This window comes from Nocardia sp. JCM 34519.1 (assembly GCF_020361265.1).
Lineage (GTDB): Bacteria > Actinomycetota > Actinomycetes > Mycobacteriales > Mycobacteriaceae > Nocardia > Nocardia arthritidis_A.
In genome coordinates, this window is record NZ_JAIRBR010000004.1 from 209952 (window position 1) to 233706 (window position 23755).

Annotated in this window: 20 protein-coding genes and 1 tRNA gene; 15 read left to right on the forward strand and 6 right to left on the reverse strand. The window is 67.1% G+C overall.

Annotated elements, in window-relative coordinates; all coding sequences use genetic code 11:
* Positions 1-83: 83 nt before the first annotated feature.
* Positions 84-157: transfer RNA gene (locus tag LGY53_RS12985), tRNA-Arg, on the reverse strand.
* Between the two features lie 195 nt (positions 158-352).
* Here LGY53_RS12985 and LGY53_RS12990 point away from each other — a divergent pair.
* The 8 genes from LGY53_RS12990 to LGY53_RS13025 all read left to right on the forward strand — a co-directional run bounded on the left by LGY53_RS12990 (position 353) and on the right by LGY53_RS13025 (position 15160).
* Positions 353-2392: a cytochrome c oxidase assembly protein gene (locus LGY53_RS12990; RefSeq protein ID WP_225726936.1), complete on the forward strand. Its 2040-nt coding sequence runs from the start codon at positions 353-355 to the stop codon at positions 2390-2392.
* Between the two features lie 59 nt (positions 2393-2451).
* Complete coding sequence (locus LGY53_RS12995) at positions 2452-3402, forward strand: threonine/serine dehydratase (protein ID WP_225726937.1); 951 nt, start codon at positions 2452-2454, stop codon at positions 3400-3402.
* A gap of 108 nt (positions 3403-3510) precedes the next feature.
* On the forward strand, positions 3511-5937 hold the full coding sequence (locus LGY53_RS13000; RefSeq protein ID WP_225726938.1) for a beta-glucosidase: 2427 nt from the start codon (positions 3511-3513) through the stop codon (positions 5935-5937).
* 157 nt (positions 5938-6094) lie between these two features.
* Positions 6095-6583: a single-stranded DNA-binding protein gene (locus LGY53_RS13005; protein WP_225726939.1), complete on the forward strand. Its 489-nt coding sequence runs from the start codon at positions 6095-6097 to the stop codon at positions 6581-6583.
* Positions 6584-6942: 359 nt separating this feature from the next.
* Complete coding sequence (gene ettA / locus LGY53_RS13010) at positions 6943-8619, forward strand: energy-dependent translational throttle protein EttA (protein WP_225726940.1); 1677 nt, start codon at positions 6943-6945, stop codon at positions 8617-8619.
* Positions 8620-9064: 445 nt separating this feature from the next.
* Entirely contained in the window at positions 9065-14005 is a 4941-nt protein-coding gene (locus tag LGY53_RS13015; protein WP_225726941.1) for an NAD-glutamate dehydrogenase, read from the forward strand.
* 14 nt (positions 14006-14019) lie between these two features.
* Entirely contained in the window at positions 14020-14478 is a 459-nt protein-coding gene (locus LGY53_RS13020) for an acyl-CoA thioesterase (RefSeq protein WP_374111178.1), read from the forward strand.
* A gap of 16 nt (positions 14479-14494) precedes the next feature.
* Positions 14495-15160 carry a hypothetical protein gene (locus LGY53_RS13025; RefSeq protein WP_225727210.1) on the forward strand — a complete coding sequence of 222 codons (666 nt, stop codon included), beginning with the start codon at positions 14495-14497 and terminating at the stop codon, positions 15158-15160.
* A gap of 135 nt (positions 15161-15295) precedes the next feature.
* On the opposite strand, the gene LGY53_RS13030 is transcribed toward LGY53_RS13025, so the two are convergent.
* Positions 15296-15472 (reverse strand): hypothetical protein, encoded by a 177-nt coding sequence (locus LGY53_RS13030; protein WP_225726942.1) that lies wholly within the window; start codon positions 15470-15472, stop codon positions 15296-15298.
* Between the two features lie 183 nt (positions 15473-15655).
* Between LGY53_RS13030 and LGY53_RS13035 the strand changes: the two genes are divergently transcribed.
* Positions 15656-15895 carry a hypothetical protein gene (locus tag LGY53_RS13035; protein WP_225726943.1) on the forward strand — a complete coding sequence of 80 codons (240 nt, stop codon included), beginning with the start codon at positions 15656-15658 and terminating at the stop codon, positions 15893-15895.
* A 42-nt stretch (positions 15896-15937) separates the two neighbouring features.
* Here LGY53_RS13035 and LGY53_RS13040 read toward each other — a convergent pair whose 3' ends face one another.
* Together LGY53_RS13040 and LGY53_RS13045 are read right to left on the reverse strand one after the other, a co-directional pair.
* Positions 15938-16249 carry an AzlD domain-containing protein gene (locus LGY53_RS13040; RefSeq protein WP_225726944.1) on the reverse strand — a complete coding sequence of 104 codons (312 nt, stop codon included), beginning with the start codon at positions 16247-16249 and terminating at the stop codon, positions 15938-15940.
* The gene (locus tag LGY53_RS13045; RefSeq protein ID WP_225726945.1) at positions 16246-16950 is read right to left on the reverse strand and encodes an AzlC family ABC transporter permease; all 705 of its coding nucleotides are present in this window, start codon (positions 16948-16950) and stop codon (positions 16246-16248) included. The genes LGY53_RS13040 and LGY53_RS13045 overlap by 4 nt, the downstream gene beginning before the upstream one ends.
* A 121-nt stretch (positions 16951-17071) precedes the next feature.
* Here LGY53_RS13045 and LGY53_RS13050 point away from each other — a divergent pair, with 121 nt between their 5' ends.
* Positions 17072-17647 carry a helix-turn-helix domain-containing protein gene (locus tag LGY53_RS13050; RefSeq protein WP_225727211.1) on the forward strand — a complete coding sequence of 192 codons (576 nt, stop codon included), beginning with the start codon at positions 17072-17074 and terminating at the stop codon, positions 17645-17647.
* On the opposite strand, the gene LGY53_RS13055 is transcribed toward LGY53_RS13050, so the two are convergent.
* Both LGY53_RS13055 and LGY53_RS13060 read right to left on the reverse strand, forming a co-directional pair.
* The gene (locus LGY53_RS13055) at positions 17631-17948 is read right to left on the reverse strand and encodes a hypothetical protein (protein ID WP_225726946.1); all 318 of its coding nucleotides are present in this window, start codon (positions 17946-17948) and stop codon (positions 17631-17633) included. The two genes, LGY53_RS13050 and LGY53_RS13055, sit on opposite strands and share 17 nt — an antisense overlap.
* 41 nt (positions 17949-17989) lie before the next feature.
* Positions 17990-18586: an HNH endonuclease gene (locus tag LGY53_RS13060; RefSeq protein WP_374111170.1), complete on the reverse strand. Its 597-nt coding sequence runs from the start codon at positions 18584-18586 to the stop codon at positions 17990-17992.
* 619 nt (positions 18587-19205) lie between these two features.
* Here LGY53_RS13060 and LGY53_RS13065 point away from each other — a divergent pair.
* From LGY53_RS13065 to LGY53_RS13085, 5 genes are all read left to right on the forward strand, one after another.
* The gene (locus tag LGY53_RS13065) at positions 19206-19610 is read left to right on the forward strand and encodes a globin (RefSeq protein ID WP_225726948.1); all 405 of its coding nucleotides are present in this window, start codon (positions 19206-19208) and stop codon (positions 19608-19610) included.
* 235 nt (positions 19611-19845) lie between these two features.
* Positions 19846-21450 carry a glycoside hydrolase family 13 protein gene (locus LGY53_RS13070; protein ID WP_374111171.1) on the forward strand — a complete coding sequence of 535 codons (1605 nt, stop codon included), beginning with the start codon at positions 19846-19848 and terminating at the stop codon, positions 21448-21450.
* Positions 21451-21519: 69 nt separating this feature from the next.
* On the forward strand, positions 21520-21798 hold the full coding sequence (locus tag LGY53_RS13075) for a hypothetical protein (protein WP_225726949.1): 279 nt from the start codon (positions 21520-21522) through the stop codon (positions 21796-21798).
* A complete protein-coding gene (locus tag LGY53_RS13080) occupies positions 21785-22249 on the forward strand; it encodes a DUF5130 domain-containing protein (RefSeq protein WP_225726950.1) in 465 nt (154 codons plus the stop codon). The genes LGY53_RS13075 and LGY53_RS13080 overlap by 14 nt, the downstream gene beginning before the upstream one ends.
* 213 nt (positions 22250-22462) lie before the next feature.
* Positions 22463-23731 carry a lipase family protein gene (locus LGY53_RS13085; RefSeq protein ID WP_225726951.1) on the forward strand — a complete coding sequence of 423 codons (1269 nt, stop codon included), beginning with the start codon at positions 22463-22465 and terminating at the stop codon, positions 23729-23731.
* Positions 23732-23755: the final 24 nt, after the last annotated feature.

The window sequence follows — 23755 nt, forward strand, 5'->3', positions numbered from 1 at the left end:
GGGGGTTGCACCCCCACAAAACATGACGAAATGGAGCGTAGGGCGAGCGCCCTCCGCGAGCAGAGCTCGCCCGCGGAATGGAGTGCCCCCGGCAGGAATCGAACCTGCGACCTAGGGATTAGAAGGCCCTTGCTCTATCCAACTGAGCTACGGAGGCAACGCGTTCCACCATGACCGAGTTCGGCCGTGCTGTCCAGCAAGGCAATTATAGCGACCGTCCAGATTGTCAGGTTCTTCGCGTTAGCAACATTCCAGCCACCTCGTTGGCCTCCGTCGGGCCTCGATCGCATCCCAGACTATCGGCCCAAACCCGGCCGGGCTATGGAATATCGGCCGAACTAGGCTCGATCCCATGTCGTCAGCGCAGGACCCGCCAGTAGAACAGGATGCCGCGGCGGCGCGGCCGGGTTCCGCGTCGGCGTTCGCCGTCCTCTCGGTGCTGGCACTGGCCATCGCGGGGGTGGTGGCCGCGCTGGTCGTCGGGCTTTCGGCGGCTCAGGCGCTGACTCTGCTCGGCATTCCGGACCCCGGCTCGCTCACCACATATGGGCTGCCCGCGATGCGCGCGCTCGCCGACCTGTCCGGCGCGCTCACCGTCGGATCACTGCTTTTCGCCGCGTTTTTGGCGCCCCCGCAGCGGGACGGGCTGCTCGACGTGGGCGGATATCGCGCCGTGCGCAGAGCGGGTAATACCGCACTGCTGTGGGCGTGTTGCGCGGCTCTGCTCGTCCCGCTCACCGTGTCCGACACCACAGGACAACCGGTGAGTCAGATCTGGCGGCCGGAACAGTTGTGGCGGGCCGTGAACCAGGTGGCGCTGGCCGAAGCCTGGCGCACCACAGCTGTTTTCGCGCTGGTCGTCGCGGTCGGCTGCCGGTTGGCGCTGCGCTGGGGCTGGACCCCGGTGCTGTTCGGCGGTGCGATCATCACGATGATGCCACTGGCCTTGACGGGCCATTCCTCCTCGGGCGGATCCCACGACGTCGCGACGAACAGCCTGATCCTGCACCTGATTTCGGCCGCGGTCTGGGTGGGCGGACTGTTCGCCGTGCTCGCCTACGCGATGCGTGGCGGCAAACACACCGATATCGCGGCGCGCCGCTTCTCCCGCGTCGCCACCGTCGCCTTCGTCACCATCGCGATCAGCGGTGTGATCAATTCGTGGGTCCGAGTGCCGCTCGACGACCTGTTCACCACGACATACGGCCGATTGGTGCTGGCCAAGGCCACGGCGCTGGTGATCCTCGGCCTGATCGGCTACCAGCAGCGCCGCGCCTCGCTGCCCGCGCTGGCCGCCGACCCCACCGACCGCGGCGCGCTCATCCGGTTCGGCGGCGTCGAGGTATTGATCTTCGCGGCAACCATGGGGCTCGCGGTCGGCCTCGGTCGCACCCCGCCTCCGCCGCCGAAGTCGATACCGACGCCCACCGAGGTCGAACTCGGCTACAACCTGGACGGCCCGCCGACGGTCGCGCGCATCCTGTTCGACTGGCGGTTCGATCTGATCTTCGGCACGCTGTCGATCGTGCTCGCGGTGCTCTACCTGCTCGGGGTCCGCCGCCTGCGATTGCGTGGCGACGCATGGCCCGTCGGCCGGACCATCGCGTGGTTGTCTGCCTGTGCGGTACTGCTTTTCGCGACGTCCTCCGGTGTTGGCCGGTACTCGCCCGCGATGTTCAGCGTGCACATGGGTCAGCACATGGCGCTGTCGATGCTCGCGCCGATCCTCTTCGCGCTCGGCGGCGGCCTGACCCTGGCGCTGCGGGCGCTGCCCGCGGCGGGACGGGACGGCGTGCCGGGCTCGCGCGAATGGCTGCTGGCCATGGTGCACAACCCGTATTCGCGTTTCCTCACCCATCCGATCGTGGCCGCCGTCATCTTCGTCGGCGGTTTCTATGCGCTATATCTGGGCGGGATCTACGGCCAGTTCGTGAATTCGCATGCGGCGCATCTGCTGATGAACCTGCACTTCCTGCTCAGCGGCTACCTCTTCTACTGGGTGGTGATCGGCGTCGATCCGAAGCCGCGTCAGGTGGAACCGCTCACCAGGCTCGGCATGGTATTCGGCTCGCTGCCGTTCCACGCCTTCTTCGGTATCGCGCTGATGAGCATGACCACGGTGATGGGCGACTGGTTCTTCCGCGGTCTCGGGCTCGGCTGGAACGGTGACCTGCTCGGCGATCAGCGCACCGGCGGCAGCCTGGCCTGGGCCAGCGGCGAGGTGCCACTCGTCGTCGTGATGTTGGCGCTGCTCATCCAATGGTCGCGCAGCGACAAACGCCTGGCCGACCGCACCGACCGGGCCGCCGACCGCGACAACGACGCGGCACTCGCCGCGCACAACGCGATGTTCGCCGAACTCGCCAAGCGGGACCGCGAGGTGCGCAATTGAGGCGCCGGTTCTGACCAGGGTCGGGCGGCTTGGGTAACCAGGGAGGGATCACGGACACCGTGAACAGCACGATCGCGCGCCCGGCCAGGGTGTATCGATCCGATGTGCGCGCGGCCCGCAAACGGCTGGCCGGACACATCCGCAAAACACCCGTATTCCACACCACCGTGCGCGGGCCATACGGTCCGGTCCCGGTGACGCTGAAACTCGAATACCTCCAGCACGGCGGCACTTTCAAGGTCAGGGGCAGTCTGAACGCGCTGCTCGAATCCGCTGATCGCGCCGACCAGGTGGTGATCGCCTCCGATGGCAACGCGGGTATCGCGGCCGCGCTGGCCGCCGCCGTCCTCGGCAAGGCCTGCACGGTGGTCGTCCCCGAGTCCGCGCCGCACACCAAGGTGGCCGCGATGTGGTCGCACGGGGCCGAGGTGCTGTGGTACGGCACCACCTACGCCGAGGCGTCGCGTTACGCCGACGAGCTGGCGGTGCAGCGAAAAGCGTTGCAGCTGCATGCCTATGACCTGCCCGCAGTGGTCGCGGGCGTCGGTGTGATCGGGCTGGAACTGGAGGAGCAGGTGCGGGGGCGGCCGCCGGTGCTGCTCGCGGTCGGCGGTGGTGGTTTGCTGGCGGGGGTCGCGGCGGCGCTTGGCCGGCGTCAACAGGTGATCGGCGTTGAGCCGGAAGGGATTCCGACGCTGCACGCGGCGCTGTCGGCGGACCGCCCGGTCGAGGTCGGCGTATCGGGCATCACATCGGATACGTTGGGAGCCAACAGGATCGGGGAGATCGCGTTGGATGTCGCACGGCGCTACGGGGTTCGCTCACTGCTGGTGACCGATGACGCGATCGCCGCCGCGCGCGATTACCTGTGGCGCGAGTTCCGGATCGTCGTCGAATACTCCGGCGCGGCCGCGCTCGCGGCGATACAGAGCGGGGTGTACGTGCCTGCCGAGGGCGAGCGGCCGGTGATCGTGCTCTGCGGAGCCAACACCGAAGTAGGCGTACTTTAGCGTCTGCTGTGCCGTCTGCTAAGGGTCGCTGACCGATAGCTCGGGCGTAGATTGGCTGCTGGCGGCGGTCCGCGCCGTCATCGTTCGACGATCCGAGGAGTGGCACCGATGCCCGAGACGACGGATCCGGCGCTGGGCGCGCTGGTCGGCAAGCTCACGCTGGAACAGAAGGTGCGGTTGCTGACCGGCGCCGATATCTGGTCCACCGCGGCCGAACCGGCCATCGGCCTGCGCTCGATGACGTTGTCCGACGGGCCGTCCGGGGTGCGCGGCCCGGTGTGGGACGAGCGCGATCCCTCGCTCAACCTGCCGTCGGCCACCGCGCTCGCCGCCACCTGGGATCTGGGCCTCGCCGCCCGCTACGGTGCCGCATCGGCCGCCGAGGCCCGCCGCAAGGGTGTGCACGTCGTGCTCGGCCCGACCATCAACCTGCATCGAACCCCGTTGGGCGGCAGGCATTTCGAGGCGTATTCCGAGGATCCGCTGCTCACCGGCGAACTCGCGGCCGCGTATGTGGCCGCCGTGCAACGGCATGGCGTCGCGGCGACGCCGAAACACTACGTGGCCAACGATTCCGAGACCGACCGCTTCACCGTCGACGTCGACCTGGATGAGCGGGCGCTGCGCGAACTGTATCTGGCCCCGTTCGAGGCCGCGGTGCGCGCGGGCGCCTGGCTGGTGATGTCGGCCTACAACTCGGTGCACGGCGTGACCATGTCCGAAAATCCGCTGCTGACAACGCCGTTGCGCACCGAATGGGGCTTCGACGGTGTGGTGGTTTCGGATTGGACGGCGGTGCGCAGCACCGCGGCCGCGGCCAATGCCGATCAGGATCTGGCCATGCCGGGCCCGGAGGGTCCGTGGGGCGCGAAGCTCGTTGCGGCGGTGCGGGATGGTTCGGTGCCCGAGGCGGCGATCGACCGGAAGGTGTTGCGGCTGCTGCGTTTGGCCGTGCGGGTGGGTGCGCTCGATCCGGTCGAGCCGCGTCCGGAACCGGCGGTCGACGGTCTCGCGGTGGCCCGCGAGGTGGCGGCGGCGGGTATGGTGCTGCTCCGCAACGATGGCGAATTGCCTTGGGCGGGTTCGGCGCCCGGTTCGATCGCGATCATCGGCGAGGCCGCCGTCTATCCGCGGACGCAGGGCGGCGGCAGCGCGACCGTGGTACCCGACGAGGTGATCGGCCCGGTCGACGGGCTGCGCGCCGCACTGCCGGATACCGAAATCACGGTGCATCCGGGCGTTCCGGTGCAGACGGGCATCCACCCGCTGCCGCTGTCGACCATGACCGATCCGGTGACGGGAGAGCCGGGGTTGCGGGCGCGGTTCCTCGACGCCGATGGTGCGGAACTGCGCACCGAACATCGCCGCGCCGCGCAACTGGTGTACCTCGGGCAGGTTCCCGCAGGAGCCGCGGCGATCGAATTGTCCACGAATTACCTTCCGGGACCGGATGATCCGGCGGCGGTGCGGCTCGGCGTCGCGGGCATCGGCCGCACCGAGCTCACCGTCGACGGCGAAATCGTATTCGACACCGTGCTCACCAGTACCGGGGAGGCGCTCGGCGCCGCGCTGTTCACGCCCGGCGTCGCATCGGCGCCGGTGATCACCGACAGCGGCCGCCCGCTCGCCGTCGTGGTTCATCAGGAAATCGAAAATAGCAGCGCGACAATGGGTTTGGTCGTCGTCACGCTGGGAACCGAGACCGCCGTCACCGACCCGGCCGCCGCGCTCGCCGATGCCGCGGCCATGGCGCGGGCCGCCGATGTAGCGGTCGTGGTGGTCGGCACCTCCGCGCAGACCGAGAGCGAGGGGTTCGACCGGACTACCCTCGCGCTGCCCGGCGCACAGGATGAGTTGGTGCGTGCGGTCGCCGCCGCGAATCCGCGCACCGTGGTGGTGGTGAATTCCGGTGGGCCGGTACTGATGCCGTGGCGTGATGAAGTCGCCGCCGTGCTGCTCACCTGGTTCGGCGGACAGCAGCTCGGCAATGCGCTGGCCGATGTGCTGCTCGGGCGGCGCGAGCCGGGCGGACGGTTGCCGACCACCTGGCCCGCCGCCGAGGCCGATGTTCCGGTGCTGTCCACCACACCGGTCGACGGCGTGCTGCGTTACGCCGAGGGCATTCACATCGGTTATCGCGCCTGGCTGAAATCGAATCGGTTGCCCGCGTACCCCTTCGGGCACGGGCTCGGCTATACCTCTTGGGAATTGGGCGATATCACCGTCACGCCAGGTACCGACGGGGCATTCGATATTCGAGTACTGCTGCGCAACACCGGAATTCGCGAGGGCAAGCAGGTGGTGCAGGCGTATCTTTCGCGATCGGATTCCGCGGTGGACCGTCCGGTGCGCTGGCTGGCCGGATTCGCGACGGTCACACTGCCCGCCGGCGCCGCGCGGGAGGTGCTGATCACGGTGCCGCGGCGAGCCTTCGCGCACTGGGACGGCGGCTGGCGGGTGGAGCCGGGCACGTTCACGGTGCACGTCGGCACCAGTGTGGCGGAATTGCCGCGCGCCGCCGACATCACCGTCTGATCCGGCATGTGGACGTCTGAAGCGCAAGATGTCCACAAACACGAAAGTTATCCCCATTTCCGAATCGACCGGTCCAATCGGCCGCCGCGTGCCGCAGGCTGGAGCGGTCCCCGCCGAAGGGATGCGGGCTCGGACCGAAATGGGAAGGGGCATAACCGTGTACGAGACATTTGTGACGATCGTCGGCAACGTGGTGACAACGCCGGTCCGGCGTGACATCGGCAATGGCGAGCACGTGGTGACCATGCGGATCGCCAGCAACCCGCGCCGCCTCGATTACGGCACGGGGGAGTGGCTGGAGCACGGCGCGATGTTCGTGACGGTCACCTGCTGGCGCAGGCTCGGCGCCGGAGTCGAGCCGTCGCTGCGGCGCGGCGATCCGGTCATCGCGTACGGCCAGCTGCGCAGCTACGAATACACCACCAGGGATGGCGGCTCCCGCCGCGACCTGGAACTGCGCGCATACGCGGTCGGCCCGGACCTGTCCCGCTGCACCGCCCAGGTCACCCGGCGCAATCCCCATGACGGTGCGGGCGCCGATTACCGGGCGGGCGTCAACGGCGTCGCGCAGGGGGAGTCGGCGAATATCGCGCCGCCGGACACCGAGCCCGAACCCGCCGACACTCCCGCACCCGTCGAGGCCTGAGCCCGTCCGCAATCAGGTACGCGCGGCGTCGGATCCGGCATATTTATATGTCGAACCAACTTGCCGGTGCGGTCCGTTTCGGGAGTTGGCGGAGTTCGTGGGGCACGCTGATCCGGCACCCGCGTCGCGTATCTACACTCACTTGATCCCGTCGAGCGACGAACGATCCCATGCCGCGACGGACGCAATGTTCGGCCCGGCGGAAACCGCCACGGCCCGACGCGGATTCCGGCGAGCGCGGTGCGGGAGACAACGAGCGTGGGGGAGACGGTGACCAATGACTGAAAACGGCTGCGTAGCTGGACGGATGCACCCTGCCCGGATGCGTCCGCACGGCGCGGAATGGATAGGGTGAGGATATGGCTGAGTTCATCTACCAAATGAGGAAAGTTCGTAAGGCGCACGGCGACAAGGTCGTGCTCGACGATGTCAACCTGAACTTCCTTCCCGGCGCCAAGATCGGCGTCGTCGGTCCGAACGGCGCCGGTAAGTCGAGCGTGCTGCGGATCATGGCGGGACTGGACCAGCCGAACAACGGTGACGCCTGGCTCGCCCCCGGTGCCACCGTCGGCATCCTGCAGCAGGAGCCGCCGCTGAACGAGGAGAAGACGGTCCGCGGCAATGTCGAGGAGGGCCTCGGCGAGATCAAGGTGAAGCTGGACCGCTTCAACGAGGTCGCCAAGCTGATGGAGACCGACTACTCCGATGAGCTGATGGAGGAGATGGGCAAGCTGTCGGAGGAGTTGGACCACGCCGACGCGTGGGATATCGACTCCCAGCTCGAGCAGGCCATGGACGCGCTGCGCTGCCCGCCGCCGGACGAGCCGGTCAACAAGCTCTCCGGTGGTGAGCGCCGCCGGGTCGCGCTGTGCAAGCTGCTGCTCAGCAAGCCCGACCTGCTGCTGCTCGACGAGCCGACCAACCATCTCGACGCGGAGAGCGTCAACTGGCTCGAACAGCATCTGGCCCAGTACCAGGGCGCCGTCCTCGCGGTCACCCACGACAGGTACTTCCTGGACAATGTCGCGGGCTGGATCCTCGAGCTGGACCGCGGCCGCACCTACCCGTATGAGGGCAACTACTCCACCTACCTGGAGAAGAAGGCCGAGCGCCTCGAGGTGCAGGGCAAGAAGGACCAGAAGCTGCAGAAGCGGCTCAAGGACGAGCTGGCCTGGGTGCGTTCCGGCGCCAAGGCCCGCCAGGCCAAGAACAAGGCCCGTCTCGGCCGCTACGAGGAGATGGCCGCCGAGGCCGAGAAGATGCGGAAGTTGGATTTCGAGGAGATCCAGATTCCGGCGGGCCCGCGCCTGGGCAGTGTGGTGGTCGAGGTCGAGCACCTGGACAAGGGTTTCGGCGACCGTCAGCTCATCAAGGATCTGTCGTTCACCTTGCCGCGCAATGGCATCGTCGGCGTCATCGGGCCGAACGGTGTCGGTAAGACCACGCTGTTCAAGACCATCGTCGGCCTGGAGCAGGCGGACAGCGGCACGGTGAAGATCGGTGAGACGGTCAAGCTGAGCTACGTCGACCAGAACCGCGCGGGCATCGACCCGAAGAAGACGGTGTGGCAGGTGGTTTCGGACGGTCTGGACTTCATCGAGGTCGGTCAGCAGGAGATGCCGTCGCGCGCCTACGTGAGCGCATTCGGTTTCAAGGGCCCGGACCAGCAGAAGCCGGCGGGCGTGCTCTCCGGTGGTGAGCGCAACCGGCTGAACCTGGCGCTGACCCTCAAGCAGGGCGGCAACCTGATCCTGCTCGACGAGCCGACCAACGACCTCGACGTGGAAACCCTTTCCTCGCTGGAGAATGCGCTGGAGAACTTCCCGGGCTGTGCCGTGGTCATCTCGCACGACCGCTGGTTCCTGGACCGCACCTGCACGCACATCCTGGCGTGGGAGGGCGATTCGGACAACGATGCCAAGTGGTTCTGGTTCGAGGGCAACTTCGAGGCGTACGAGGCCAACAAGGTCGAGCGTCTGGGCCCGGAAGCGGCTCGGCCGCACCGGGTTACGCATCGCAAGCTGACCCGCGACTGATCCGTCGGACCGGCGGAGCGCCCCGTGCGCTCCGCCGCATCGATCGCCGAACCGTCCCGTAGGCAAGACAGTTCATGTCACGAGACGGCCACACTTCTCCGTAGATCTCGTTAGGGTGGAGAGGTGAATGCGAAGGCGCAGTCCGAGCAATCAGCCGTGTCCGGTGAGGTCATTGCTTTACCCATCGTCACGGAGCTGATTCCGGAGGCCGGATCGGCGCCGTTGCCGCCGCCCGGGCGCCCAGACGCACTCACCTGACATCCGGCGGTCCGATCGCTGTGGCGCCGAGATCATTCCGTGATCACGGCTACCCGTGGGCGAACCGTGCGGTCGCGTGAACAACCCAGGATTAGAAGGGTTTTCACCCCCGCGCCACCGGCACACAGCTACTCTCGGACCGGCGTCACTTTGTTGCGGAACCGATATCCGAGGAGTAGGCGAAAAAATGACGGTCTCGTCCGAATTGTCCAGCGCGGCGTGGGCCGCGAGCTTGCCGCAGGTGCTGCGCGGCGAGCTCGCGACGCTCGAAGAGGCGTATTTCCGCCACGTCGACGCGGGCGATGTGGACTGCGCGATCACCGGGATCACCCAGATCTTCCGGCGGCACCTGGAGCTGGCCATGACCAGGCAGGCGAGCAAGTCGCTGGTCCGGGTGTACCACCCGGATGACGGCTCCGGCCTCGGCGCCGCCGTGCAACTGGTCACCGACGATATGCCGCTGCTGGTGGAGTCGATCACCTCGTCGCTGAGCCGGATGGGCGTCAGCGTCAGCGAGGTGATCCATCCGATCTTCGAGGTCGAGCGCGATGCGGCCGGACAGCTGATCCACGCCGCGGCCCACGAGGTCGACGGCAACGGCAACGGCGGTTTGCGCGAGTCCTGGATGCATCTGCAGTTGCATCCGTCCACCAGCCGGGCGCTGCTCGACCGGGTCGCCGCGGCCATGCCGGACGTGGTCGCCGACGTCCGCCAGGTCATCGACGACACCGAGGCCATCACGGCGGTGCAGAGCCAACTGGCCGCGGACCTGGAGGAGAGCGCGAAATCCGGCACCTCGCCGTTCGACGAGACCGATCTGCTCGATACGGCGAATCTGTTGCGCTGGTTGGCAAGTGGCAACTTCACCGTACTCGGCTACGCCCGCTACCGGCTGACCACCGAACTGGGCCAAGAGACCTCGAACGCGATGCCGGGCACCTGCCTCGGCGTGCTGCGTCCCGGTGTCGGCACCGATTTCCGGGTGCCGGTCAACAGTGGTGACCGTCCGCTGCTGATGCTCACCCAGGGCCTGGTGCCCGCCACCGTGCACCGCTCGGTGTACCCGTACTTCGTCGGTGTCGCAGATGTCGACGATTCCGGCGCGATCATCGGCGAGCACCTGTTCATCGGCGTCTTCACCGTGACGGCGGTGCACGAGAACGTGCTCGACATTCCGGTGATCGAGCGGCGGGTGCGCTCGGTGATCGAGGAGAGCGGCTTCGATCTCGAATCCTTCTCCGGGCAGGCGATGTTGGAGATCATCCAGTCGTTCCCGCGCACCGAACTGTTCTCCTCCGATGTCGAGACCATGCGCCGCACCGCGGCCGCGGTGCTCAATGTCGGCCTGCGCCGCCAGGTTCGGCTGTTCATGCGCTCGGACAGCTACGGGCGTTTCGTCGCATGCATGGTGTATCTGCCCCGCGACCGCTACACCACGCGGGTGCGGCTCGAGATGCAGGACATTTTGGTGCGCGAGCTCGGCGGCGTCTCCATCGACTACTCGGCGCGGGTCAGCGAAAGCGAGCTCGCCAGCGTGTATTTCACGGTTCGGATGCCGGAGGCCGAATACGGCACGCCGCGGTTCGCCGCCCCGACCGCGGATACCTCCGAGGTGAACCGGCTGCGCATTCAGGAGTTGCTGGCCGAGGCCAGCCGCACCTGGGACGACCACCTGTCCGACGAGGTGAGCACCTCGACCGTGCTCGACCCGAGCGTTGTCGAGCGGTACGCGGGCGCGTTCCCGGAGGGCTACAAACAGGATTTCGAACCCGGCCGCGCACTGGTCGACATCGTCCGGCTGGAGCGGCTGGCCGAGGGCTCGATCGACCAATACCTGTACCGCAGACCGGATTCCGCGCCCGGCTCATGGCGGTTCAGCCTCTACATCGGCGGCACCGGAGTATCGCTGAGCCAGGTGCTTCCGGTGCTGCAGAGCCTCGGCGTCGAGGTAGTGGACGAACGGCCGTACCAGCTGAAGCTGGATCCGCTGCCCGGCAGTGATCAGACCGTCGAACGCTGGATCTACGATTTCGGCCTGCTGGCGCGACCGGAGCTGCTGCGCAGCGCGCTGGATCGCGATCTGGACGCCGAACTACTCGAAGCATCCGCCCGCGCCGACGCCCTGGAGGCCGAGGTGCGCGGGCTGCGTGAGCGGTTCATCGAGGCGTTCGAGGCGGTCTGGTACGGGCGGGCCGAGGCGGATGGGCTGAACGAGCTGGTGCTGCGGGCCCGGCTGCCGTGGCGCGCGGTGTCGATCCTGCGCACATACGCGAAATACCTGCAGCAGGCCGACTTTCCGTACAGCCAGTACAACATCTCGCGGGTGCTGCTCACCTATCCGGATGTCGCGCGGCTCTTCGTCGACCTGTTCGCGGCCCGGTTCGATCCGGATACCTATTCGGCCGATCACGCCGCCGAACTCGAGACCCGGGTGCGGGCCCGCATCGACGAGGTGGTCAGCCTCGACGCCGACCGCATCCTGCGCGCCATCCTCGGCCTGATCAAGGCGACGCTGCGCACCAACTACTACATCACCGACGCCGACGGCACATCCCGCGGCTACGTCTCGGTGAAGGTGGAACCGCACGCAATCGCCGAATTGCCCAAGCCCAGGCCGCAGTTCGAGATCTTCGTGTATTCGCCGCGGGTGGAGGGCGTGCATCTGCGATTCGGTCCGGTGGCGCGTGGCGGGTTGCGCTGGTCGGACCGGCTCGAGGATTTCCGTACGGAGATCCTGGGTTTGGTCAAGGCGCAGGCGGTGAAGAACGCGGTGATCGTGCCGGTCGGCGCCAAGGGCGGATTCGTGGTGAAGCAGCCACCGGCCGCGACGGGCGATCCGGTGGCCGACCGCCAGGCGTTGGGGGCCGAGGGCGTCGACTGCTATCGCACCTTCATCTCCGGTCTGCTGGATATCACCGATAACGTCGATCACGCGACGGGCCGGGTGTTGCCGCCGGCGCGGGTGGTGCGGCACGACGGCGACGACACCTACCTGGTGGTCGCCGCCGACAAGGGCACCGCGACGTTCTCCGATATCGCCAACGAGGTGGCCAAGCGGTACGGGTTCTGGCTCGGCGACGCGTTCGCCTCGGGCGGCTCGGCGGGCTACGACCACAAGGCGATGGGCATCACCGCCAAGGGTGCGTGGGAGTCGGTGAAGCGGCACTTCCTGGAGATGGATATCGACACGCAGACCACGGATTTCACGGTGGTCGGCATCGGCGATATGTCCGGTGACGTATTCGGCAACGGAATGTTGTTGTCCGAGCACATTCGGCTGGTGGCCGCGTTCGATCATCGGCACATCTTCCTGGATCCGAATCCCGATGCGGCGGTGTCGTTCCGGGAGCGGCAGCGGATGTTCGGGTTGGCCCGGTCGTCGTGGGCGGATTACGACCTGTCGCTGATCTCCGAGGGCGGCGGCGTCTGGGATCGCACCGTCAAATCCGTGCCGATCAGCCCGCAGGCGCGAAAAGCGTTGGGGCTGGCCGACGATGTCACCGCGCTCGCACCGCCCGAGCTGGTGCGCGCGATCCTGCTGGCTCCGGTGCAGTTGCTGTGGAACGGCGGTATCGGCACCTACATCAAGGCGTCCACCGAATCCAACGCCGATGTCGGCGACAAGTCCAACGATATGGTCCGGGTGAACGGGAATCAGCTGCGGGTCAAGGTGATCGGTGAGGGCGGTAACCTCGGCGCCACCGCGCTCGGCCGGATCGAGTTCTGCCGCAGCGGCGGCAAGATGAACACCGACGCGCTGGACAACTCGGCCGGTGTCGATTGCTCCGACCACGAGGTCAATATCAAGGTCCTGCTCGACGGTGTCGTCTCCAGCGGTCTGCTGCCGCAGGAGGAGCGCAACCCGCTGCTGGCCTCGATGACCGACGAGGTCGCAGCAATGGTGTTGCAGGACAACGTCAATCAGAACTTCCTGATGGGCATCTCGCGCACCGACGCACCGGATATGCTGAACGTGCACATGCGCCTGATCGACGATCTGGAGGCGCGGCGCGGCCTGGATCGCGAGCTGGAGGCGCTGCCGTCGGAGTCGGAGATGCAGCGCCGGATGGCGGAGGGCTCCGGGCTGGCCTCGCCGGAACTGTCCAATCTCATGGCGCACGTGAAGCTTTCGCTGAAGGCGGATCTGCTCGCCGCCGACCTGCCGGACAGCGCGTATTTCGCCAACCGGCTGCCGCAGTACTTCCCGACACCGCTGCGGGATCGGTTCAGCAATGCGATCAAACGGCATCGGCTGCGCCGCGAGATCGTCACCACCATGCTGGTGAACGAGATGGTCGACTACGGCGGCATCACCTACGCCTTCCGGCTCAGCGAGGAGATCGGCGCGACGACCACCGATGCGGTGCGCGCCTTCGCCGCGGCCAGCGAGATCTTCGATCTGCAGGATATGTGGGCCCGCATCCGCGCCGCCGACACCTCCACCGGGGTGCGCGATTCGCTGGAGCTGGAGACCAAGCGGACGCTGGACCGGGCCTCGCGATGGCTGCTGTCCAACCGGCCGCAGCCCATCGCGGTGGGCGCGGAGATCAACCGGTACAGCCGCGGCGTGCGCGAATTGGCGCCCAAGGTGCCGGGTTGGCTGCGCGGACACCATGTGTCGACGCTGACCGCCCAGTCGGCCGAGCTGATCGCTCGCGGTGCGCCGACCGACCTCGCCACCGAGGTGTTCGGGCTGCTCAACCTGTTCCCGCTGCTGGATGTGCTGGATATCGCGGATATCACCGATCGCTCCGGCGACGAGGTCGGCGCGCTGTACTACGCGCTGAACGAGCACCTCAAGATCGACTGGCTGTTGCAGGCGGTCAGCCACCTGGAGCGCGGCGACCGCTGGCATTCGCTGGCCCGGCTCGCGCTGCGCGACGATATGTACGGTTCGCTGCGCTCGCTCACCCTCGACGTGCTCTCCGCGGGAGACCCGGAGGAGACCGCCGACGAGAAGATTGCATACTGGGAGTCGAAGAACCAGTCTCGGCTCGGGCGTGCCAGGGCCGCGCTGTCGGAGTTGTTCGAGTCCGGAACCCACGATCTCGCCACGCTGTCCGTTGCGGCGCGGCAGGTGCGGAGCATGGTGAGCGGGGTGGGCGCCCAGTCGGAGGTACCACGTTGACGGATGTCGGTTCGCTGAACGGTCACGGGAAGGCACAGGGTGGCAGCATCGTGCTACCCAAGCGGTTTCACGCCAAGGTGGAAATCAGGTGGTCGGATATGGACGTGTTCCAGCACGTCAATCACGCCCGCATGGTGACGCTGCTGGAGGAGGCGCGGATCCCGTGGCTGTTCGACGACGGACGCCCGACCGCCGCACTGCGAAACGGATGTGTGCTGGCCGATCTGCGCGTGCGCTACCGCGGCCAGCTCCGCCACGAGGACACCCCGCTCGATATCGCGATGTGGATCGAGCAGCTGCGGGCGGTCGACTTCACCGTCGGCTACGAGGTGCGGGCCAATGGCGCGGCACCGGATTCGCCGCCGGCGGTGATCGCGTCGACGCAGATGGCCGCGTTCGATATCGAGACGCAGCGGTTGCGCAGGCTGACCGGTCCGGAACGTGAATATCTGAGCGAGTGGATGCCCGACTGATCACTGCGCGTTCGTGATGGCAGAGCAGCGGGTGCTGCATGTGTCCGATCCGGCCGAACGGGAGAATCTGGCCACCTTTCTGACCAGGGCCGTCCGGCTGGATCCCGCGGCGGTGATCCGGTTGCGCCGCCGCGGGGATCGGTACGTATCGGCCTGGGTGGCAACGGGTTTCGAGGCGCTCGCGGTGCGCACCGTGGTCGCCGAACTCGGCGTCGACGATGTCACCGTCGGGGCCGACCTGGTGCTGGCCGGTTTGGGTTCGGGCAGCCCGATCGATCTCGGGTATTCGATGGATTCGGCGTGGCGGGGCGCGCTGCCGCCGGTCGACGGCTTCGTGCACGTCGACGATGTGCCGGCGCGCACCCTGGTCGAACTGGCCGAGCAGGGTGCGCGGCTGGCCAAGGAGCACGGCAGCGGGCACGGTCCGCCCGCCTCGCTGCTCGAGCAGACCGTGCTGACCGTCTCCGGTGCGGGCATGGAGGTCGGGGTGCCGATGCGGGTGGTATTCGCGCTCACCGCGATGGATTTCATCCCGCATGCGGGGGAGCGGGCGGTGGCGCGGCGCATTCCGGCCGACGAGATCGTGCGGGTGCGCGCCACCAAGACCTGGCTGCGCCTGGACGCCCGCTACGGTTCGGTGGCCCGCCGCCGCGGCGGCGCCATTCCGCTGTTTCCGAGCTGAGCCTCCGGTTACCAAGCTGCGCAACGAAATCCGCACCGCGTGCCCATTGAATTCGGGGCATCGGAAACCAGGGCTGGGTGGCGGCATGGTCCGCAACTAACCTCGCTGCGACGGGGGCGGAATGCAGTGAAAGGGTTAGGTTTTCATGAAGTTCAGCAGGTCTGTCGCCGGTACGGCGATGGCCGTGGCGTGCCTGATCGCGGTGGCGCCGATGGCGAATGCGGGCACCGGTTCGTCCTCTGGAAGTGCCTCGGGCAGCGCCCAATTCGCTACCGGATCCGCCTCCGGTAGTGCCACTTTCAGCAAGAGCATTATCTGCCTATTGAAAAACATTATGTCGCAGCCGGATTCGGCACCCTGCGGCAACTGGGGCTGATTTCCCCAGTTGCGCGTGTATTCGGCCCCCCAAACGTTCGGGACGCTAGACTCCCTGGCTGGATCCCGGCCGCTGGTCTACCGCGCGGCACGGCCGGAATCCAGAGGGAGGCAAGTGATATGCGCATTCGTTCGGCGGCCGCTACCGCGCTGGTGGCGGCCGCTTTCGTAGTTCCGACCGCCCCATTGGCCGATGCGGCCAGCGGTTCGGCGTCGGGCAGTTCCTCGGGTAGCGGCGATCTGCTGACGAACCTCGGCACCGGCAGTTCCGGCTTCATCCACGGCATCACCTGCTGGCTGGCGGCGGTGTCGCCGCAACCGGACCCCGACAGCTGCGACACCTTCAACACCTTCGACTGAGTCCGCAAAGATGCTGGGCGGCAGCGGTTTACGGTGGCGCTGTCAGGAAACGCCGCACAGGCGCAGCGCCGCCGTCGTTGCCGCCGCCGCGACGATCACCGCGAGCATCGGCGCCTTCCGCACCGCCAGCACGCCCGCGACGATGACGCCCGCCGGTAGCGCGAAGCCGAATTTGCCTGTGCCGGTGGGAATTGTCGTCACCGCGACCAGCGCGGTGAGGAGCACCATGGCGCCGATCTCCAGCAGCCGCACCGCGCGCTCCGGAAAGCGGATCCGGTCGCGCAGCGCCGGACCGGCCCAGCGGAACGCATAGGTGCCGAGGCTCAGCGCGACCATGCCGATCGCCAACATCATTGTGCCGCCACCTTTTCCGCGATACGGCTCGGGCGGGTGAGCTCCCATGCCGCGACCAGCAGGCCGGACAGGGCTAGCAACACCGGCAGCCCGGCGGGTACGAAAGGCGCCGCCGCGACGGCGACGACCGCGCCGAACAGCGCCGCGCGCAACGTGATTCGATCGCGGAACGCGGGTATCACCAGGGCCAGCAGTATCGCGGGGAATACCGCGTCCAGTCCGAGCGCCCCGGTATCGGGCACCAGCGCTCCGATGAGCGCGCCGATCGCGGCGCCGCCGGGCCAGACCACGCCGACCCCCAACCCGCACAGCCAATACGCCGCGCGCTTGCGTTCCGGATCCGGCTGCGCCAGCGCCACCGCCACGGCTTCGTCGTTCATCACGTGGATGCCGATCAGCCGCCGCCAGCCGGTACCGACGACATCGGGCACCGACAATCCGTACGGCAGGTGCCGGGCATTGACCAGGAGCCCGGCGAACATAGCGGCAATGGGATTGCCGCCGGATGCGATGATCCCGGTGAACAGGAATTCGGCGCCGCCCGCGAGCACGATGTAGCTGAGGACGATAGGTAGCCAGACGGGTAGTCCGGACGCGACCACCGTCGCTCCGTAGGAAACTCCCATCACACCGACCGCGAGCAGGACGCCCCCGATACCGGTGACGGCGTCGCGGCCGAGTGTTCGCCATATCGAACGCATGTTGTTTATAGTGAACATGGCGATCGGATTCGTCAATATGGTTTCCTGTTGAGCGATTCACACCGTGGCGGGAGGGTATGTGGGCGACGACGAATGGGTTCCGGCGGATCGCTATGCCCCGGTGGCCCGGTTCGAACCGGAGACCGCGCAGCAGAGCCCACAGGCGGTCATCGCCACCTCGCTGCGGCGCGAACGCGTCCGCGCCGGTATCTCGCTCACCGAACTGGCCAATCGCGCCGGTATTGCGAAATCCACGCTGTCCCAACTGGAATCGGGTACGGGCAACCCGAGTATCGAGACGCTGTGGGCGCTCTGCGTCGCACTCGACATCCCGTTCTCCCGGCTGCTGGATCCACCGCGCCCCAGCGTTCAGGTGATCCGCTCGGGCGAGGGCCGCGTGGTGGCCGCCGAACACGCCGATTACCAGGCGACGCTGCTGGCGGCCGGTATGTCGAACTCGCGCCGGGATATCTTCCGGATCACCGCCGAACCCGGACATGCCCGCCGCTCCCAGCCGCATATGCCAGGGGTGCTCGAACATGTGATGGTCGCCGCGGGCCGCGCCCTGGTCGGCCTGATGGATGACCCGGTGGAGCTGGGCCCCGGCGACTACATCCTGTATCCGGCCGACGTCCCGCACGTATTCGAAGCACTCGAACCCGGCACCTGGGCGGTCCTGGTCAACGAATACCCGTGAGCCCGGTCGCCGACGCACTGCCGCGCCGCCGAGCGCGATACGACTCGAAGCCCGCGATGCCGATCATCGCGACGCCGATTCCGCCCGCGGCCGCCGACACCCGGAGGAGTCGACGTTCGGTGTGCTGCTTCATGCGGAGTTCTCGATAGGTGACAAGCTCGCCGTGATAGCACATGAGGCCGGAGCTGTCCGCGGGGCAATGTTCGCCACGAACGGCCTCGCGCACATAGAACCCCAATGGGATGAGCGCCAGAAGTAGGACGACCGCACCGATCATCCCGAGCTTGACGTACCAGCGCACCGCGCCCCCCTTGCTGACAAGACTTGGGGACGGAGTCTACGTCAGGCCGCGCCCTCGCCGAGGTACTGCAACCAGACGGGGTCGAGCTCGGATGTGGTGGACAGCAGCCGCCAGTGCGGGCCCTTCGGGGACACCAGCGGCGAATGCAGGGTCCAGCCCAGCTCGCTGAGCAGTTTGTCGGCCTTGCGGTGGTTGCAGGGCGCGCAGCTGGCGACGCAGTTTTCCCAGGAGTGTTCGCCGCCGCGGCTGCGGGGGATGACGTGGTCGATGGTTTCGGCCTTTCCGCCGCAGTATCCGCAGCGGTAGCGATCGCGATGCATGAGGGCGGCGCGGGTCATCGGAACCCGGGCCCGATAGGGGACGCGCACGTAGGTGCGCAGCCGGATCACGGACGGAATCGCGACGGTGGACCCGGCCGAGTGGACCACGGAACCCTCGGGGTCGTGGTGGACGGCGTCGGCCTTGTCGCAGATGAGCAGGACTACCGCGCGACGGGCGGAGAGAGCGGTGAGCGGCTCGTAGGTGGCGTTCAACAGCAGCACCCGGCGCTTCAACCAACTGGTGTGCGTCGTTCCGGCCTGCGGGGTGGTGCGATGTTCGGGCTGCCCGTGTTGGGCGCCGGGATAATGATCGGACAAGATGTGCAGCGGAGTAGCCCCCGACCCACGATTGTGGACGTCGGCGGGCTGGAGTTGTCGATGCGTGCGCGCCTCATGTGACTTGGCGCCGTGCCGCTGCTTCATCTGGACCTCAGTTTCATGATTGGCAGGATCATGTGGTATTCGGGCAGAGACTGCCACCCAGTTGACCATGGAACGGCGGGGAATGCACGGTGATTTCGCGCAATGTCCGGTGAACCTTGGTTGAAGAGCCGCTGGTTCGTAATCCCGAATCCCCTACTGACCGGCCGACCCCGCTCCGCAGGCAATCGCGAGAGTGTTGCCGACCCCTCCGACTGTACCGCCGACCGCTGTGGTCTCGCCCACATTCAATCGGCCCGCGTGACGTTCACCAGGCGGCCACTCGAGCCCAACCAATTGAACAGAGCACAATGAACAGGGGCGAGGTTCGAATCCGACGCAACCAGCTCGGGAGCGAGTCTTACGAGCGACGTTCGCCGCCCGTCTCGCGTCTCAGCGGTCGAAGCGCATGCGCCGAAGGCGCGAGTCTCGACCGCTGAGACGCGAGACTCCCCGGGGCGGCGAACACGCCGCGCGAAGCGCGGCCAAAACAGAACGGCCAAACAGAAAGGGCCTAATGACTTCGGGTGAACAAACGGCTACGTCGTTCTATGACGCGGTCGGCGGTGCGGATACGTTCCGGCGGCTCGTCGCGGCGTTCTATCGCGAGGTGAAGGCCGACGAGCTGCTGCGCCCGCTGTATCCGGAGCAGGATCTGGGTCCGGCCGAGCGGCGGTTGCGGATGTTCCTGGAACAGTATTGGGGCGGTCCGCGCACCTATTCCGATGAGCGCGGCCATCCGCGCCTGCGCATGCGGCATATGCCGTTCAAGATCGGTCCGCTCGAGCGGGATGCCTGGCTGCGCTGTATGCGGATCGCGGTCGCCGAGATCGAGCCGGATGTACTGGACGATCAGCATCGCCGGGCGCTGCTCGATTACCTGGAGATGGCGGCCAACTCGTTGGTCAACTCGCCCTTCTGACTGTGCCGATCCGCCTGTGCGGGGCGGATTCCGGTCGCGGAGGGACTTGTTTGCTGGCGACGCGCCGAGCGATCATGAATTTGCTGGCGGTGTCGCGCGGTGCCGTTTCGGCCGAGTAACCCGATGCCCCTAGGGTTTTCGGCTTGACACCCGGGAATGCTGGTTATTTGCGGAAACCGGACAAGTTTGCTGACGATGCGGGAATTTGTCGGTGCGCCCTGGCAATATAACGACTGTGACACAGACATCTGCCGTGCCGGCGCCGGTGGATCGCCAAGCACAGTCGTGGTGGCGGTCGGCCGTGTTCTATCAGGTCTATCCCAGATCGTTCGCCGATTCGAACGGTGATGGGATCGGCGATCTCGGCGGCGTGCGTGACAAGCTCGGCTATCTCGAGCTGCTCGGTGTCGACGCGCTGTGGATCTGCCCGGTCATGCGGTCGCCGATGGCCGATGGCGGTTACGACGTGGCGGACCCGCGCGATATCGACCCCATGTTCGGCGGATTGACCGCGCTGGACGAGTTGATCGCCGAGGCGCACGACCGCGGCATCAAGGTGACCATGGACCTGGTGCCGAACCACACCAGTAGCGAACATCCTTGGTTCATCGAGGCTTTGGCCGCGCCGCCGGGGAGTCCGCAGCGGTCTCGCTACATCTTCCGCGACGGCCGAGGGCCGGACGGCGCACTGCCACCGAACAATTGGCCGAGCATCTTCGGCGGCCCGGCCTGGACCAGGGTCACCGAGGCCGACGGCAGACCGGGCCAGTGGTACCTGCATATCTTCGCCCCCGAACAGCCGGACGTGAACTGGGACAATCCGGAGGTCTGGCAGGATTTCGAGAAGACGCTGCGGTACTGGCTGGATCGCGGCGTCGACGGTTTCCGGCTGGATGTCGCGCACGGCATGGCCAAGCCCGACGGCCTGCCCGATATGGTGGACGTCCCCGCGGGCCAGCTCACCCACATCGATGACGACGATCCCCGGTTCAACAATCCCGCCGTGCACCAGATCCACCGCCGCATCCGCAAGGTGCTCGACGAATATCCCGACGCGGTGTCGATCGGCGAGGTGTGGGTGGACGACAACCACCGCTTCGGCGAATATCTGCGCCCCGACGAACTGCATCTGGCCTTCAATTTCCGGTTGGCGGAGACGCCGTTCGATGCCGATTCGGTGCGCGGCGCGATCGATAACTCGCTGGCCGCGGTGGCCACCGTCGACGCGAACCCCACCTGGACGCTGTCGAATCACGATGTCGACCGAGAGGTCACCCGCTACGGCGGCGGCCTAGCGGGCCTGGCCAGGGCGCGGGCCATGGCCCTGGTCGAATTCGCTTTGCCCGGTGCGGTTTTCATCTACAACGGGGCGGAGCTCGGCCTGCCGAACGTCGACGATCTGCCGGAGGCGGTGCTGCAGGATCCGACGTGGGAGCGGTCCGGGCACACCATTCGCGGCCGGGACGGTTGCCGGGTGCCGATTCCGTGGGAGGGAGGCGAGCCGCCGTTCGGATTCACCACCGGGCAGCCGTGGCTACCGCTGCCGCCGTCCTGGGCCGAGCTCACGGTGGAGCGACAGTTGGAGCAGCTGGGTTCGACGCTGTCGCTGTACCGGGCGGCGATCGAATTGCGCGGTGTGCGACCGGAATTCGCCGGTCCCGGACTCGACTGGTACGGCAGCCCGCCCGGTTGCCTCGCCTTCCGCAGACCCGGCGGCCTGATCTGCGTGCTCAACGCGTCCCCGGCCGCGGTGGCGCTGCCGCCCGGCACGGTGATCCTGGCCAGCGCCCCGCTGGACGGCGGTCTGCTGCCGCCCGACACGGCCGCCTGGCTGGTCTGAATCGACACGAATTCACCGATCTTTCGGCCGGTGGCGGAACTACTACACAGCATCGTCTACCGTTGATCCGTGAGCATTCTCGAGACAGTGCTGATCTTCGTCGGCATCCCGCTGGTGATCTACGGCGTGATCGCCGGATTGTCGTTTCTCGGTAAGCCACTCGCCGGCGAGAAGCCGACCCACTTCGACCTCGGTCAGGAGTGGACGGCAGAGCCGGTGCTGTGGAGTGCGACCGACGAGGTGACCGGATCCGGTCACCATGACAGTGGTTCGTCGCATGGCTCCCATGCGGCTATCGAGTCCGCCGCGGCGGATCTGATCGGAGGCCGGGCAAGTGGCAAGTTCTAAATGGCCCGCGGTGGTCGAGGCCGATCTGCCGCACGGATACGCCATCACCAGCAGCGGACGCGTTTCCGGCGTGCACGAGGCCGGTGCCGTGTTCAAGGAGGCGCCGTTCAGCGATCCGGAGCGGCTGGCCATGGACAACGTGCTCACCGAGGCCACTCGGGCGACCAAGGTGCGCTTCAACATCTACATCGGCAACCTCGGCGAGGATCCCGCCGCGGGCGCGGACGCGATCTTCCCGAAGACACCGGAGGCGGCGCGTTCGGTGCTCATCGCCGTCTCCCCGAACGACAAGGCGATCGAGGTGCGCTCCGGCCGCGAGGTCGCCGACCGCGCCAACGACCGGGTTTGCCAGCTCGGCGTCACGGCCGCGCTGAGCTCATTCCGTCAGGGGCAGCTCATCGACGGCCTGGTGTCGGCGGTTCGGGTGATGGCCGCCGCGATCGGACGTTAGGCTCGCCCACCCGAAATCGCTGATGCTCCCGGCGCGTCCACCGTTATCGGTGGGCGCGCCGAGCCATTTGGGCAGAGTGCACATATCGTTGGCCTCGCTAACAGGCCAGTTGCGACTACCGCAACATCGCGCCGTCGTGTGTTGTGAAAGCTGACACAGGGAGGTGTCGGCTGTACCGCAGATCTCCCTTCAGCACACACGGTAGGGGAGAAGATGTCGGCACGACGGCTTTCGATGCTCGCCGGTCTCGGCGTCTGCGTGCTCACGGCGGTGTCCACCGCGGTGGCCGTGGCGCAGCCACCGATACCGCTGCCGAGCGAACGGCAGATCTACCCGGCGGTGGTGCCGCTGACGCCACCCGAGAGCGACCCCTGGTACGCCGATCCGCCGAATCTGGACAGCCTGAACAATGGCGATATCGTGCGGACCCGCGATGTGCAGTCCTATGTGCTCGGCATCCCGATCCCGGTGTCCACCAGGCAGATTCTGTACCGCAGCACCGATGCGCACGGGACCCCGCTGGTCACCGCGACCACGGTGCTGACCCCGGGTATTCCGTGGATCGGGAGCCCGCGGCCGCTGGTGTCCTATCAGGAGGCGATCGACAGCACCGCGAACATCTGCAACCCGTCGTATACGTTGCGGGCCGGGCTGTTCAAGGAGATCGCGCTGACCCAGTATTTCCTGGAACAGGGTATGGCCGTGGTGATCTCGGATTTCAACGGCAAACGCAATACCGCGCTGAGCCCGTCCGAGGGCCGGATGGTGCTCGACGGTATCCGGGCCGCGAAGCGGGATCCGGCACTGGGACTCGCCGATTCGGCGGTCGGGCTCTACGGGTATTCCGGCGGCGGAAATGCCAGCGCGTCCGCGGCCGAACTGCACGCGTCCTACGCACCGGAGTTGCCGATCCTCGGGTCGGCGCAGGGCGGTGTGCCGGGCGATAAGAATGCGCTGCTCGACGAGGTGCTCGGGCCGGTGAACCTCGGCAACTTCTTCGCGCAGTGGGCGGTGTGGGTCTTCGTCAACGGGGTGGCGCGGGAATATCCCGACGTGCTGAAACCCGAGGACCTGCTCACGCCCGATGGCGTCGCGCACTTCGAAGATATGGGTAACCGCTGCCTGTGGACCGAGATCGCGGCCGGAATGCTCAGCCCGCCGATGTCGACGTACCTGAAGGATCCGAACGTATTGCGGCGGCCCGAAATTCAGCAGGTGCTGCACGACATCAGCTTCGGCGTCGACCCGGCGCATCGCCCCGATATGCCGCTGTTCATGTGGCAGTCCACCACCGACCAGCTGATCCCGCCCCAGGTCATCCACCCGACGATCGACGCCTACTGCCGAGCGAACGTCGACCTGCGCTACCTGGAAGTGCCGATCAGCGAACACATTTCGGCCGATGTCATCGGCTGGCCCGCCGCGACCGCCTGGCTCAGCTGGGTCCTGCGCGGCGGCAACCCAGGTCCCAAGACCTGCTGACGCCCTACCGTTCCCCCGGCGACA

What these genes read in the sequence shown, in the direction of transcription:
- LGY53_RS12990 (WP_225726936.1), top strand. Translation starts at nt 353, where the DNA reads ATGTCGTCAGCGCAGGACCCGCCAGTAGAACAGGATGCCGCGGCGGCG.
- LGY53_RS13000 (WP_225726938.1), top strand. Translation starts at nt 3,511, where the DNA reads ATGCCCGAGACGACGGATCCGGCGCTGGGCGCGCTGGTCGGCAAGCTC.
- ettA (WP_225726940.1), top strand. Translation starts at nt 6,943, where the DNA reads ATGGCTGAGTTCATCTACCAAATGAGGAAAGTTCGTAAGGCGCACGGC.
- LGY53_RS13015 (WP_225726941.1), top strand. Translation starts at nt 9,065, where the DNA reads ATGACGGTCTCGTCCGAATTGTCCAGCGCGGCGTGGGCCGCGAGCTTG.
- LGY53_RS13025 (WP_225727210.1), top strand. Translation starts at nt 14,495, where the DNA reads ATGGCAGAGCAGCGGGTGCTGCATGTGTCCGATCCGGCCGAACGGGAG.
- LGY53_RS13030 (WP_225726942.1), bottom strand. Translation starts at nt 15,472, where the DNA reads ATGCTCTTGCTGAAAGTGGCACTACCGGAGGCGGATCCGGTAGCGAAT.
- LGY53_RS13035 (WP_225726943.1), top strand. Translation starts at nt 15,656, where the DNA reads ATGCGCATTCGTTCGGCGGCCGCTACCGCGCTGGTGGCGGCCGCTTTC.
- LGY53_RS13040 (WP_225726944.1), bottom strand. Translation starts at nt 16,249, where the DNA reads ATGATGTTGGCGATCGGCATGGTCGCGCTGAGCCTCGGCACCTATGCG.
- LGY53_RS13045 (WP_225726945.1), bottom strand. Translation starts at nt 16,950, where the DNA reads ATGCGTTCGATATGGCGAACACTCGGCCGCGACGCCGTCACCGGTATC.
- LGY53_RS13065 (WP_225726948.1), top strand. Translation starts at nt 19,206, where the DNA reads ATGACTTCGGGTGAACAAACGGCTACGTCGTTCTATGACGCGGTCGGC.
- LGY53_RS13085 (WP_225726951.1), top strand. Translation starts at nt 22,463, where the DNA reads ATGTCGGCACGACGGCTTTCGATGCTCGCCGGTCTCGGCGTCTGCGTG.